15 protein-coding genes are annotated in these 13,756 nt (G+C 40.4%); 1 reads left to right on the top strand and 14 read right to left on the bottom strand.

The annotated features are described in order from the left end of the window. Positions 1 to 119: 119 nt before the first annotated feature. The 9 genes from R2876_05350 to R2876_05310 form a co-directional block, all read right to left on the bottom strand. Positions 120 to 1,622, bottom strand: coding sequence for a TrkH family potassium uptake protein (locus tag R2876_05350; protein ID MEZ4358039.1), 1,503 nt, complete (start codon positions 1,620 to 1,622; stop codon positions 120 to 122). A 5-nt stretch (positions 1,623 to 1,627) separates the two neighbouring features. Further along, positions 1,628 to 2,293: an NAD-binding protein gene (locus R2876_05345; GenBank protein ID MEZ4358038.1), complete on the bottom strand. Its 666-nt coding sequence runs from the start codon at positions 2,291 to 2,293 to the stop codon at positions 1,628 to 1,630. Then, positions 2,290 to 2,766, bottom strand: coding sequence for a TrkA family potassium uptake protein (locus R2876_05340; GenBank protein MEZ4358037.1), 477 nt, complete (start codon positions 2,764 to 2,766; stop codon positions 2,290 to 2,292). Before R2876_05340 ends, R2876_05345 begins: the two co-directional genes overlap by 4 nt. Beyond that, a complete protein-coding gene (locus tag R2876_05335; protein MEZ4358036.1) occupies positions 2,763 to 3,161 on the bottom strand; it encodes a hypothetical protein in 399 nt (132 codons plus the stop codon). Before R2876_05335 ends, R2876_05340 begins: the two co-directional genes overlap by 4 nt. 199 nt (positions 3,162 to 3,360) lie before the next feature. Further along, positions 3,361 to 4,059, bottom strand: a complete 699-nt coding sequence (locus R2876_05330; protein MEZ4358035.1) for a response regulator transcription factor — start codon at positions 4,057 to 4,059, stop codon at positions 3,361 to 3,363. Further along, positions 4,043 to 5,584 carry a DUF4118 domain-containing protein gene (locus tag R2876_05325; protein ID MEZ4358034.1) on the bottom strand — a complete coding sequence of 514 codons (1,542 nt, stop codon included), beginning with the start codon at positions 5,582 to 5,584 and terminating at the stop codon, positions 4,043 to 4,045. The genes R2876_05330 and R2876_05325 overlap by 17 nt, the downstream gene beginning before the upstream one ends. Continuing rightward, a complete protein-coding gene (locus R2876_05320) occupies positions 5,553 to 5,762 on the bottom strand; it encodes a DNA-binding protein (protein ID MEZ4358033.1) in 210 nt (69 codons plus the stop codon). The genes R2876_05325 and R2876_05320 overlap by 32 nt, the downstream gene beginning before the upstream one ends. A 186-nt stretch (positions 5,763 to 5,948) precedes the next feature. Then, positions 5,949 to 6,167 carry a hypothetical protein gene (locus R2876_05315; protein MEZ4358032.1) on the bottom strand — a complete coding sequence of 73 codons (219 nt, stop codon included), beginning with the start codon at positions 6,165 to 6,167 and terminating at the stop codon, positions 5,949 to 5,951. A 17-nt stretch (positions 6,168 to 6,184) separates the two neighbouring features. Next, the gene (locus R2876_05310; protein ID MEZ4358031.1) at positions 6,185 to 6,313 is read right to left on the bottom strand and encodes a hypothetical protein; all 129 of its coding nucleotides are present in this window, start codon (positions 6,311 to 6,313) and stop codon (positions 6,185 to 6,187) included. Between the two features lie 113 nt (positions 6,314 to 6,426). Here R2876_05310 and R2876_05305 point away from each other — a divergent pair, with 113 nt between their 5' ends. After that, entirely contained in the window at positions 6,427 to 7,161 is a 735-nt protein-coding gene (locus R2876_05305) for an NAD-dependent protein deacylase (protein ID MEZ4358030.1), read from the top strand. A gap of 8 nt (positions 7,162 to 7,169) precedes the next feature. Here R2876_05305 and R2876_05300 read toward each other — a convergent pair whose 3' ends face one another. From R2876_05300 to R2876_05280, 5 genes are all read right to left on the bottom strand, one after another. Beyond that, the gene (locus R2876_05300) at positions 7,170 to 9,278 is read right to left on the bottom strand and encodes a heavy metal translocating P-type ATPase (GenBank protein ID MEZ4358029.1); all 2,109 of its coding nucleotides are present in this window, start codon (positions 9,276 to 9,278) and stop codon (positions 7,170 to 7,172) included. A 124-nt stretch (positions 9,279 to 9,402) separates the two neighbouring features. Further along, a complete protein-coding gene (locus R2876_05295) occupies positions 9,403 to 9,765 on the bottom strand; it encodes a metalloregulator ArsR/SmtB family transcription factor (GenBank protein MEZ4358028.1) in 363 nt (120 codons plus the stop codon). Between the two features lie 142 nt (positions 9,766 to 9,907). Then, positions 9,908 to 11,656, bottom strand: a complete 1,749-nt coding sequence (locus R2876_05290; protein ID MEZ4358027.1) for a SulP family inorganic anion transporter — start codon at positions 11,654 to 11,656, stop codon at positions 9,908 to 9,910. 300 nt (positions 11,657 to 11,956) lie between these two features. Further along, entirely contained in the window at positions 11,957 to 12,427 is a 471-nt protein-coding gene (locus R2876_05285) for a hypothetical protein (protein ID MEZ4358026.1), read from the bottom strand. Positions 12,428 to 12,439: 12 nt separating this feature from the next. Next, positions 12,440 to 13,660, bottom strand: a complete 1,221-nt coding sequence (locus R2876_05280; protein ID MEZ4358025.1) for an ArsB/NhaD family transporter — start codon at positions 13,658 to 13,660, stop codon at positions 12,440 to 12,442. Between the last annotated feature and the right edge of the window lie 96 nt (positions 13,661 to 13,756).

The raw sequence follows: 13,756 nt of genomic DNA, 5'->3' as shown, positions 1-13,756 counted from the left end.
AGACATAGGTATAATAAACAAGGCCAATATTTGCTTTTCAATAAGTATTGGCCTTGTTTATTTGCATAATTAAGATTTAAAACGTAAATTAATAACGCTGGGAAGCATCTTATCGGGTATCATTCATTCTTCCCCCACCTGTTGATACGGATGACACGTTGCCTGATCGCACTAATACCTGAATATATGGCGATCAGTACAATAAAGATTTCAAGCCGGCCTAAAATCATACCGAAGATTTCAACAATTAAGGTTCCTGCGCTGGCAGATGGTCCGGTTATGCCAATTGAAAGCCCCACTGTGCCTAGGGCGGAGGCAAATTCAAACATTCCTTCTATCAGGCTGCAACCGGCGGTGACGGTTATCAGCAGCGCACCAAAAATGAACAGGCCAATATAGCAAACGACAAAACCCGTAGTGTCCGATGCCACCTCATGATCAATAGGCGTCCTACCCTGCGCTTTAACATAATAGGGCGCCTCTGTCTTCCGTGATGGAGATAACCGTTTGCGTATGTTCAAAAGCGCCAACCGAAGTATAAGATAGATCCGGGACATTTTCATGCCGCCTGCTGTTGAGCCGATCCCACCTCCAATCAACATCATCAGAATGAGGACACCCAATGCAAATGGCGGCCATGACGTATAACTCATCGTGGAATAGCCGGTCGTGGATAGCGCCGACACCACGTTAAATGACGCCATGCGTAGACCCTCGCCAATGTTCATTCCTAGGCTGGCAGTAAGTGATATAACCGTCAGTGGAACGAAAATAGCAAGCAGCAAAAACATAAATCTGATCTCGCTCACACGAACAATCTGGTGCCATTTCCGCTTGGCAAGCAAAAGTAGCACGGCAAAATTCGTTGTACCAATCAGCATCAGCACGATGGTGATGATCTCAATTGAAAGCCTGTTATATTCCCCAATGCTGTTCAGCCTCGTTGAGAACCCACCGGTAGACAGCGCACACATCGTATGAAGGAAGGCGTCAAACAACTTCATCCCGGCAATCCGGTAAGCAGCAATGCCGACAACAAGAAAACCGTTGTACATAAAAAAAATTGCTTGCGCGGTTTTTTTCAGATTTGGCATAAGCTTATCGGGGTGTCCCTCGGCGTTATACAGATTCATGGAATGTTTCCCCAGAACAAACATGACCATCATCATGACAAAGCCAAGGCCGCCGCAGAATTGCATAAAGCTCCTGTGCAGCAGGAAGATATGCGGCGTTGCCGATACGTCCATGACGGATAATCCGGTGGTTGTCCAGCCGCTGACAGATTCAAACAGGGCTTGAAGGATTGTAAGCTGGCCGCCGATGATGAACGGAACAGCACCCACTAAAAAGCCCCATCCCCATGCAAAAAGCACCGCCAAGCTGCTGTGCCGCATAGACGTTTGCCGTCCCCACCCCAAAAAGCTGCTATCAGCATCGTGTTTCCCAATCAGGCAAATCATCGTCCCCAAAATGAGGGAGCCAAGCGAGGGCATGGCAAAGGCCAGTGCATAACTGCTGTCCTCCGGATAAAAGGGCAAAACGAACAACGGCACAGCAACAAGTGCTCCGACAAGGAGCATAAGCTTTCCATAGCTTGAACAATCGGAAAACCTACGTTTCATCACTCTTACCGTCCCGTCAATTCCTTTATAGCCGCAATCTCCTGCCCATTGCCTGATATCAGTACCAGCTCATCTCCAGCCAGTATTCTTGTGTCGCCGCGGGGTATCATGGCCGTATCGCCCCGAAGTATGCAACCGATGATGACCTCCTTTGGCAGATTAATTTCCCAAAGCTTTTTACCGATGACAGGCGCGTTGCCGGAAATAAGAACTTCTGCGATCTGAATGCGCCCTTCACCGATAGGAATAATGTTTGCCATTTCCTCCACAAATGTCTGTTGTTCTATGATGCTCGTCACGGCGGAAATTGCGCATACAACACTGTCTATACCCATCTTATAAAAAAACTCCGTTTTCTTGGGATCGGATACCAGCGCCACTGCTTTTCCAACATGAAACCGTTTTTTGCACAACTCACAGATCACCAGATTATCTTCATCTTTTGATGTTAGGGCGATGACGATATCCGCATCACCCGCGCTTGCGTCCTCCAAAATAAAAGGCTTGGTGCCATCCCCATTGATAACCGTTATCTTGTCGATCTCAGCCAGCTTCATGCAGTCCTCATAGGTATCGTTAATAACAGTCACTTTATAACCTCTTTTCAAAAGCGACAACGCAAGGGATTTGGTCTTGCTTCTGCCGCCGACAAGCAAAATATGCTTTTTCATTCTTCTTCCTCCCCACAATCAGGCATTGTCTTTACCGACTCATTTGCTTTGGAGATTATTTTGTCTATTTCCTTAGCAGACAGAATTGCCGGGCATATGGTATCAATGCCCAGCTCCTGATAGATATACTCCCGCTCTGGATCATACAAACGGGATATGACACGCTTGACCTTAAAAACCTCCCGTGCAATTTGGGCGATCATGACATTGGCATTGTCATTGTTTGTGACAACGACAATAACACTTGCTTTGTAAATCTGGGCCTTCTGCAAAACATCATATTCCATACCATCTCCAACGACAGTAAGCCCTCCGAAGGATGGCGATAGCTTGCGAAAAGCATCCTTGTCTTTATCCATAATGAGGACATCACCGCCTTCACTGGACAGTGCATTGGCGAGATTAGCGCCTAATCTACCGCATCCAATAATGATAATGTAATCTACTGTTCTCTTTGTTGTAAACAACCTCATCTTGATACCCTCCTCACTATATGGCCGATACCATGCTCATCGTATTCGATTTTGGACTGATCATGCTTATCGCTTGGGCAATCCTCTTCGTCGAAGGCGTATTTTCCCCGTGAAAAGAATGTTCCAAAGCTATCAAGATTCTGCCTGGCCGGCAGATATGTGGGATCAAGTGCCCAGGCAGCACGAAAATGCTTCATTGCCTTAAGATGATCGCCTCGCTTTTTAAGCAATATGCCGATCAGGTTATGCGGCTGCGGTGCATGGGGATATTTGCTCATCGCATACAAAATGAGCTGCCATCCTTGCTCATCATTTCTGTTTGCGGCAAGCGTTCTGATTTTATTGCAAAGATCCTTAAGTTCTTGCTTTTCGTCGGATAATTCAGACGTTTTCATCACTTCATCTCCTTTGCATTTATATGAACTTCCGCAATACTATCGTAGCAAGATTTCTGTGAGAGCGTTGTGAGAATAAACCGTTTACTGTGAGAATTGTGTGAGAAACAAAAAAACCGCCCGGATTGCTCCAAAACGGTTCGTGTCATGTATAAGTTTCCAGCGAAGGTGTGTCAGTAACCCGGCTGGTTATTTGTGCTTATTCGTCCATAAGCCTGTAGCCAACACCGATTTCTGTCAAAATGTAACGGGGTTTAGCCGGGGATTTCTCTATTTTTCGTCGCAGTCCGGCCATCAACGCCCTAAGCGCTTGCGTATCCGTACCGTAACCGACGCCATAAATCTCTTTGAGTATATTATTCGTCGTCAATACCTTGCCGATATTTTTGAAAAAAAGTGCAAGCAGATCATATTCCAACGGAGTGACATGCAGTTTTTGTTCATCCAGATAAACAAGACGCTTGTCAAAGTCGATCTTTAATCCTCCTACGGAAATACTTGCCTGCGCCTTTCTCGTACCTGGTTTATACAGGTGTCGCAGCGCCACACGAATGCGGGCCATAAGTTCTGTAGCAGAAAACGGCTTTGTCAGATAATCGTCTGCGCCGCCATCGAGCGCCGCCGCTTTTTCTTTATCCTGATCACGTGCAGAAACAACGATGATTGGCATTTCAGACCACTCACGAACCCTGCGTATCACCTCCATACCGTCGAAATCCGGCAGGCCAAGATCGAGCAGCATTAAGTCAGTTTGTCCCGATACAAGCTGTAAAAGCGCATTTTGTGCCGTGTCTACCATTATGTAAGAGAACCCCTCCTGTTTAAGCGCATAACCAATAAAGTTTCGGATTTGTACATCGTCTTCGACAATGAGTATATGTTCATTTCTGTTCTCCATCGCTCTCTCCCTTCATAGGCAGCGTAAACACAAACTCTGCTCCCTGCCCGTCGCTCCTGTTTTGCGCCTTGATGTTGCCACCGTGCGCAGATACGATCGACTCGCAGATGGCAAGCCCCAAGCCAACACCGTACTGTGCATCCGCCCTCCTGCCATGTCTGGTATAAAACATCTGAAATATGTGTGGCAGGTCCACCTCAGATATTCCGCTTCCAAAGTCCATTACCGAAAATACAGCAACTGCATGTTCCTTATCCTCTTTTACGCAAATACTGATTTCTTTATCGGGCGGCGTATTCTTTACGGCATTGTCCAGCAGGTTGACGAGCGTTTGCTCTATCAGGCGGGCGTCCATCGGAACAAGCAGAACCTCGTCAGGAATCTGCACGGTGATCTCCCGGCCGGGTGTTCGTTTCGCAATGGCTGCGACGGCCACACCGACGACCTCTTCAATCGCCTCTAATTGCTTATCTAGTACCAGCCTGCCCTCCTGAAGGCGAGTCAGATTCAGTATGTTCTCCACAAGTGAATGGAGCCAGTCGGCATCCTTATATATTCCTTCCGCCAATTCATATCTCTCATCCTTCCGCTTCGTCATATCCATCAGCATCTCAGCCGTCCCCATGATGCCGGACAGCGGCGTACGAAGGTCGTGAGAGATTGCACGAAGCAGATTACTGCGATAACGCTCTTTAAGTGCCTCCTCATTGGACTCGGCGCGCTGCTGGGCGCTTCTAAACCTGTCCATTGCCAAGGCCATGCTTTCGAGCATCGAATGCAATAAGCGATTTTGCATGGCAGTCATGTTTGCTGCGGTTTTTTTTGGAATGCGCAAGACACCCAAAATAGCCTCTCTACCGTAAATAGGCCAGTCATAAAATTCATGGTCTGCCTCATAATCCGTCCTCAGTGTCTCCATACTGCGCTTAAGCGCGGCGGCATCATCCACTCTGCGATGAATCTGTCTTTTGGAATCCTGCTGCTGAATGAAGTTGTGCTCCGGCTCCCCATCCCTGTCAAAACACAGGCAGGCCGCACGGCAGCCCAATATATCACTGATGGTATTCACTGCGATGCTTGCAATGTCGGAAATATCTTTTGCATCTGTCAGCCGATTGGTCAGCCGGTATAAAGCGCTTGCTTCCGCTTCCTTTTGCTCCGCTTCCAAAGCATTTTGCTTGACTTTCGAAGTCAGCGTGCTGGTGATAATGGCGGTCAGCGTCATAATCGCAAAGGTGATCAGGTAAGTCGGATCATTTACAGAAAACGTATAGTATGGTTGCGTAAAGAAGTAATTGAACGTGCCGGTCGCAATGATTGACGCCACAATGCCGTAGATATACCCTTTTGTAAACCGGGCGGTCAGCAGCACTGACAAAATATATACCACAACAATATTGGTTTTAGGAAAATTGAGGTAGCGAAACAGCCAGCCAACGCCTGTTGACGCAGCAATACAACAAAGAAGAATCAGAATATATTGGATCGTTTTATTATAGTTCGCACGAATCCGGTTGCTTGCCATACTCATCGCCTCCCCTTAAAGTGCGTCCATCTATCGGGTTCTCCGCATCTTTGGGTATCGCCCAAACGCGGCTGAAACGAATGACCCCTGCAATTCTGTTTTCTTTGCAGAGCTTTTGAACGCGGCACTCTGATATTCCCCATTGGAACGCCGCTTCCTGTACAGAGACATAATCCATATGAGTGCCCTCGTAATCGGTATAGCCGTATTATACTGCGGTTAAACGAATAATAGCAAGGTATACGTCTGCAATATGAGCCAAATAATGTTGAAAATTTATATAAAGAATACAAACAAACTTATAACGAAGCTATTAAACTTAATAAAGAAATTAAACTCTGACGAAAAAAATCTATTGTTCCTGTCATTTAATCCTTAAATGTATCATTTTCACCATTTTGAATACATCGGAAAAAACCATTTTAAACTTCGTGACAAGCTTAATCTTGGAATTTAAATCGGTTAAGCTATAAAATTTTCGTTCCTCAATAACGATTGTGCCAGAAGATATTTTTTCGGCAAATTCGCCCACTTTATCGATAGAAAAAAACATTTGTGCATCCTGTTTGCCCATTTCCTTCATATAGTGCTTGGTCACTTTTATTCCAATTGAAGAAACCGCATCGATACAAGCTGTACGTTTTCAAATTCTGTAAGATGCTTTATAAAATCTATAACTTGTTCCTCTTGAAAATAGCTTATGGTTTTTAGATTTATAAATTTTTTCAAAATTGTTATTTATGTATTTCTGTGCCATAATTATGTTGTTGATAAATTATTGAGTTTAAATAATTATTCAACAAGCACATATACCTGCGGACTTTTTTAGGGGGTAAATTATAATGAAAAGTAAGAACAATATTGAAATCTTAAAAAATGCTATAAAAAAGAGCAATAATATATGTGTATTTACAGGTGCTGGAATAAGCTGCCCTTCCGGTATACCGGATTTTCGTTCGGCCGACGGGCTATACAGCCAGAACGGCCTTAGCAAATATACACCTGAAGAGATGATATCCCATTCTTTTTTTGTTTCTCATCCTGATCTGTTTTTTAAATTTTATAAATCTAAAATGATATATCCGGATGCAAAACCTAATGAAGCACATAAATTTTTTGCACAGCTTGAACAAACCGGAAAAAATATTACAGTCGTCACTCAGAATATAGACGGGCTGCATCAGAAGGCCGGAAGTACAAAAGTGGCTGAACTTCACGGCAATATACACAGAAATTATTGTACAAAATGTCATAAATTTTATGATCTTGATTATATAATAAATTCAGAGGGTATACCAGTATGTGAAAACGATAGATATATAGTAAAGCCCGATGTCGTCTTATACGAAGAACCGCTCGACAGTAAGGTAATAGATCTAGCCCTTAATTATATTGAAAACGCCGATATAATGATAATCTTAGGCACATCTCTCTCCGTATATCCTGCTGCATCTTTTATCGGGTATTTCAAAGGAAGTTTGCTGGCTTTGATCAATAAAACAGCCACCGCTGCTGACATTCAGGCTGATATCGCGATATATGATGATATCGTCTTGGCAGTTCAGAAGTTAAAATAGCTGCGGCTTTATCTAACAGTTCGTATTGCCCTGATTGAGTTTAAAATAGCAATTACCGCAACGCCAACGTCACTAAACACTGCCTCCCACATAGTAGCAACACCAAACGCCCCTAAAATTAGGATAACTCCCTTAACTGAAAGTGCAAAAACGATATTTTGCCAGACTATATTCTTAGTTTTTCTTGCAATTTTTATTGCCGTTACAATTTTAGATGGCTCATCTGTCATAAGAACTACGTCCGACGCCTCAATCGCTGCGTCAGACCCTAACCCTCCCATAGCGATTCCAATATCTGCACGGGCCAGTACCGGAGCATCGTTTATCCCATCGCCTATAAATACCAGCTTGCCTTTATTTTTCTTCTCTTTTTCCAATAATTCAAGCTGTTCAACCTTCTGCTGTGGAAGAAGTTCCGTATAGGCTTCGTCTAAATTAAGTTCTTTTGCTACCCTCTCCCCAACAGCCCTGCTGTCTCCTGTCAGCATGACTGTTTTGCGCACTCCTAATTTCTTAAGCCCTTTTATAGCTTGCTTACTGTCTACTTTTAGTTCATCTGAAATCACTATGTACCCTGCAAAATTATCGTTAACTGCAACGTATACGGCTGTACCTTCAGTATCAGCCTGTTCATATCCTATATTATTAGATTCAAGTAATTTACTATTACCGGCTAACACGGTTTTACCATCTATTTCAGCTCGTATTCCATGCCCTGAAATCTCCTCATATTCTAAAATCCTGCCAGTGTCTATTTCTTTTCCATAGGCTTTTTTTATGGAAACAGCGATAGGATGGTTAGAATTGCTTTCTGCATAAGCGGCTATATGAAGCAATTGGTCTTTCGTTATATCGCCAAAACTTTCAACTTTCGTTACTTTAAATATTCCTTTTGTCAAAGTTCCCGTTTTATCAAACACCACTGTATCGACATTATTAAGGGCCTCTAGGTAATTGCTCCCTTTAATTAAAATGCCGTTCCTTGATGCCCCACCAATTCCCCCGAAGAAACTTAACGGAATAGAAATAACCAATGCGCACGGGCATGAGACGACTAAAAATACCAATGCACGGTTTATCCAGCTATAAAAGGTTGCGCCTGAAACGATAAGCGGTGGAATTATGGCCAAAGCAACAGCTGTAAATACTACGGCCGGAGTATAATATCTTGCAAACTTTGTGATAAATTTCTCCGTTACCGCTTTTTTACTGCTTGCATTCTGAACAGTTTCCAATATCTTAGAAACTGTAGATTCACCAAAAATTTTGCTTACTTTTATAGTTAATAGCCCGCTTTTATTTATAGAGCCGGAAAGAACCTCGCTGCCCGCTTCAACGTCATGAGGAACTGCTTCACCTGTAAGCGCAGACATGTCAAGCGATGACTTTCCATCAATTATTTCCCCGTCTAATGGTATCTTTTCACCGGGTTTTACAATAATCGAATCTCCAATCTGAACTTCTTCAGGTGATACCTTTGAAATCTTATCTCCAACTTTTAAGTTTGCGTAGTCTGGACGAATATCCATTAAATCAGATATAGATTTTCTTGAACGATTAACGGCCGCCTTCTCAAATATTTCTCCGATTTGATAAAAAAGCATAACGGCAACACCTTCTGGAAATTCGCCTATGGCAAATGCTCCTATAGTTGCCACGCTCATCAAAAAATTCTCGTCAAAAACACGTCCTTTTAAAATATTGGTAAACGCCCGAAATACAACTTCTCCGCCGACTAGTATGTAACTTATAATAAATAATATGGGCCTTACACTACTTGAAAAGTTAAAAAATATACCAACAATGAATAATATGGCTCCTAAACCTTGCCCTATCTTATATAATAGATGTTTTAAATTATTTTTAGGTTCATTAACCCCTTTGTTTGAATAATATATTTTTATTTCCGGTTCAATATCAGTTACGATCTTAAAAACTTTTTCTAGTATAGACGGCATATCAATTTCATCGAAAACTTCAATCTTAAGCATTTGTGACGGAAAATCAACGCTTGCAGATTTTATCCCTTCAATTTTATTAACTCTTTTTTCAATTTCAGCCGCACAAATTGCACAGCTTAAGCCTTTTAAAATTATTTCTTTTTTTATTTCCTCCATAAATTACCCCTTAATATTTTAAACTTAGTTTTATATAAATTAATTTTTTAACCCTATAATTATCTAAGTATACAGTTGAACTATTGAGCATTTGTTCAACTGTTTTTGCAAAAAAATTTAATTATCATTCTGTAACATGCTGAAGCCCCTGATCAAAGATATTTTTCACATGTTCATCGTCTAAAGAATAAAAAACTATCTTTCCTTCTCTTCTGTATTTAACCAACTTTGCCTGTTTTAATATGCGCAGTTGATGTGAAATAGACGATTTTGTCATGCCAAGAAGCGCAGCGATATCGCAAACACACATCTCCGAACGAAACAAAGCACATAAAATACGCACCCTCGTTGAATCGCCGAATACCCTAAAAAGATCTGCAAGATTAAAAAGCTCTTCCTCTTTAGGCATGTGCGCTCTGACTTCGTTGACCACATCTTCATGGATTACATTACAATCACATCGGTCTAAATCAACTAATGCATACATTTTATGATCTCCTTTCTTTATCAGTTGAATACCTGCTCAACTGTATTATATTCTCTGGCTATCTAATTGTCAACGATATTTAAAAATAAATAGGCTCCATTTAAGGAGCCTATTATTAAACTATAACTCAACTAACAATCAGTTATAAATTTTCTTTTTTTTCCTTTACAATATCACGCAACCTTATAAGTGCAGCATTGGAGCTCTGTAGCATATACTCCTCTGAGAAAAATAGATTCTCTTCGCCTACCAAGTCTACTATATCGCCTTTTTTTAGCATTGCATGAATTCGTGGTTTGAGCCCGGAAATTACTACTAAATCGCCCGCTTGCTTTGCAGCAATGATAAAATGCTTAATACTTTCAATAGCTGTTAAGTCAATATTATTTACCCGTTTCATACGAAGCAAAAACCCATGTGCACGGCCGAGGAGAGCTTCCATCTTTTCTTCCATATCGTTAGCCACACCAAAGTATAAATTACCTTCAAACTGAACTACTAATATATCTGCTTTGTGTGTCAATATCCAGTCTGCTTTCCTTTCCTTAAACTGCCCTGGAAAACGCTCAGACGGAACAAGTGTTTTCATAGTAACACGGTTAGAATCTTTAAGATAAAGAATCAGCGAAAGACCAACACCAACGAAAACAGCTTGATCAAGGTCTGCAATCAATGTTGCTGCAAAAGTGACAATAGCAACAATAAGATCTGCCCCGCCCATCTTAAACTGTTTTTTTATCTCTTTTACATCGATTAAATAATATGCAATTACCATCATAACACCGGAAAGGGCCGGAGTCGGTATATAATGGGCATAGCCCTTAAAGAAGACAAGCGTCAGCATTAAAAGGAATCCGGTAAACAAAGCAGCCATACGTGTTTTTGCACCAGACTGGTAGTTAGTCGCAGTCTTTGAAAATGAACCTGAAGATACTATACCTTTAAAAAACGATGCCCCTACGTTTGCAAAACCTTGTGCCATAAATTCCTGGTTTACATCGACTTTAACTCCGCTTTTTATCGCCAGTGCTTTTGAAATAGCAATTGCCTCTATTAAGGCAATAATAGCAACAGCAAGAGATGAAGACCACATCGCCCCATTAGTAATAAAGCTGAAATTAGGTAGTGCAAAGGAAGGTAGCGCTTCTGTTATCTCCTGTGTAAGTTTTATAGAGTCCGATGGTATCGTTCCAGTCTGCATCATAATATACACTATACCGGCAGAGGCTATCATAGCAATGAATGGCCCAGGGAACTTCGGCAAGAACTTTTTCATTAAAAGAATAACAATTATTACAAATGCTCCGCATGCTAACGAATAAAAATTCGTTTGGCCTATCTGCTCTACCATATGCCAAAGTTTTTCATAAGGCATCATTTCATTTGAGTTTGCAATAGTTATCCCAAACCACGAGTTTAACTGGCTCAGTCCTATTAAAAGCCCCGCGCCTGTAGTAAAGCCTAGCATAACGGAATGGGAGACAAAGTCCAGTAACTTGCCAATTTTAAAAACGCTGAATAAAATTTGTATAATGCCTACTATCAAAGTCATTAGGCATAAAATTTGGAGTGTTTCTGGCAGCCTCAATGCTTCATCTGTTATACCAGGAATGATTTTTCCAACAGCCATAGCTATCATAAGCCCTATTGCATTTGTTGGCCCGGTAATTAAAAATTCTGAGCTGCCAAAAATCGATGAGATTATAATCGAAACTACCGCAGTGTATAATCCAATTACCGGATCAATCCCTATAATCAAGGCACATGCCATGCACTGCGGGATCGTTACGACAAGCGTTGAAAGCGCAGCTACAAAATCTGCACGAAACAGCTTGCCAGAGTAGGTTTTTACCGTATTGATCATCGGAACAAACCTTATTATTCTGTTCATAGATATTAATACCCCTTCAGATGAATATTTAGTTCACAATCAGATAGTGTATCATATAAATTGAAAATTGTGTAGTATATTTTTAAAATTTTTTAGAAAATTATATGTTAAAAAACAATTAGAAATTACTAATAAAAAAGCTGGTCCAACCGGCTTTTTTATTAGTATACTAACATGAGTAAGATAAACCAGTTAACTAAAAATAGTATATTTATAGTTAATTATTTCCGCTAATAAAGGTAAGCTTAACTCCGCCTTTATTAGCATTTAATTTAAAAATAGATTTGTGAAATTAAAAACTTATTTCGTTTGCCCTTGATTTACTTTCTTTGCAATTTCCCTAATAATATCTATTTCGATCTCGAGTGCTAAGATTTTTTTATAAATTTTATTAACTTTTTCGTCTGGTATATTGTAATTTAAAAAAGTATCCTCATATGTATTCAAAGTAGAACATATCTGTTTTGCTATTGAAATAAATTTTTCAATATGAGATGATTTAAGCGCATTTTTAAATTTCTCCAGATCCTTTTTTATGAGTTTAACAACGTCCGCTTCTGAGCTGACTTCCTGCAAAGCAAGCCTATATGGCTTTGTCCTTTCCAAAAAATAGTTGCCCCTGCGATTTACATTATAATTATATTGTAATATAAATCCGTCAAGATCAAAAATTACATAACATAAGCTACTATTAATTGCCTGTACCTTGCCCCCTAATTGCTGCAATTTGATTGTGTATTCTGATACCTCAGTTGAAATATACTTTTTCATAACAAAACCTCTCTACACATAAAAGATAATTAAGTAAGCTGTACTTAACACAATGGAAACTATCATAATTGGCATACCGACCTTTAAGTAATTCATAAAAGTCAGCTTATAGCCGTGTCTTACGAGCATACCGCTTGCTATAACATTTGCAGAAGCTCCTATCATAGTTCCATTGCCGCCTAAACATGCACCAAGTGCTAATGCCCACCACAATGGTGTTACAGATAAACCAGACATAACTGCTACACTTTTTAAAAGCGGGATCATTGTTGCAACAAATGGTATATTATCTAGGAAAGCAGATGCAAGAGCGGAACCCCATAATATAAATATAACCATTAGCAGCATATTCCCGCCTGTTATATCTAATAAACCGCCAGCTATTACATCAATAACGCCAACTGCCTCTAGGCCTCCAACCATAATGAAAAGTGCCATAAAGAAGAAAATAGTCGGCCATTCAACATCAATCAAGATTTCTTCTGGCTCTATTCTGCTTATTAAAAGGAGTAAAGCTGCGCCAATGAGTGCAACAGTTGCGGATTCAAAGTTTAAATATTGGTGTAAAATGAATCCGATCATTGTTAATCCCAATACGAAAATTCCTTTTTTTAATAAGACTTTATCTTTAATTGCAAGTTTTTCATCCATTTGCATGATACTGGCACACTTATCAGATGATACGTGCATAGACTTTTTAAACATTAATTTTAATATGAATATCGTAACAATCGTAATTACTATAATTATAGGCGCCAGGTTTATTAAAAAATCCATGAAACCTAATCCCGTCGCACTACCTATCATGATATTTGGCGGGTCGCCTATCAAGGTAGATGTGCCGCCTATATTAGAGGCTAAAATCAACGGCAATATAAACGGAATAGGATTTACCTCAAGAGTTTCTGTTATAACTAAAGCTACAGGAATTATTAACAGTATAGTCGTTACATTATCTAGAAATGCAGAGGCTACTGCCGTCAAAATAACAAAAGCAACAATTATCTTCCAGGGATCGCCCGATACCATCTTTGCGGCTTTAATTGCAAGATACTCAAACGCACCTGTACGTTTTAAAATATTAACTATTATCATCATGCCTATTAGCAGGCCAATAGTATTAAAGTCAATTTTCTCAATTGCCTCATCCTGCGTCAAAACCTTAAATAATAATAACATAGCCGCTCCGAAAAGAGCAACCGTCATTCTTGGTAACTTTTCAGACGCAATCATTATATAAATAATAATAAATAACCCTACAGTAAAAATTATATTAAACAATTCGATGTTTCCCTTCTATGGTATAATATTTTAAACTAAACTTATAAT

Source organism: Eubacteriales bacterium (genome assembly GCA_041390245.1).
Lineage (GTDB): Bacteria > Bacillota > Clostridia > Christensenellales > JAWKQI01 > JAWKQI01.
Note: the sequence above shows the minus strand (reverse complement) of the source record. Positions and strands in the feature narration are given on the sequence as shown.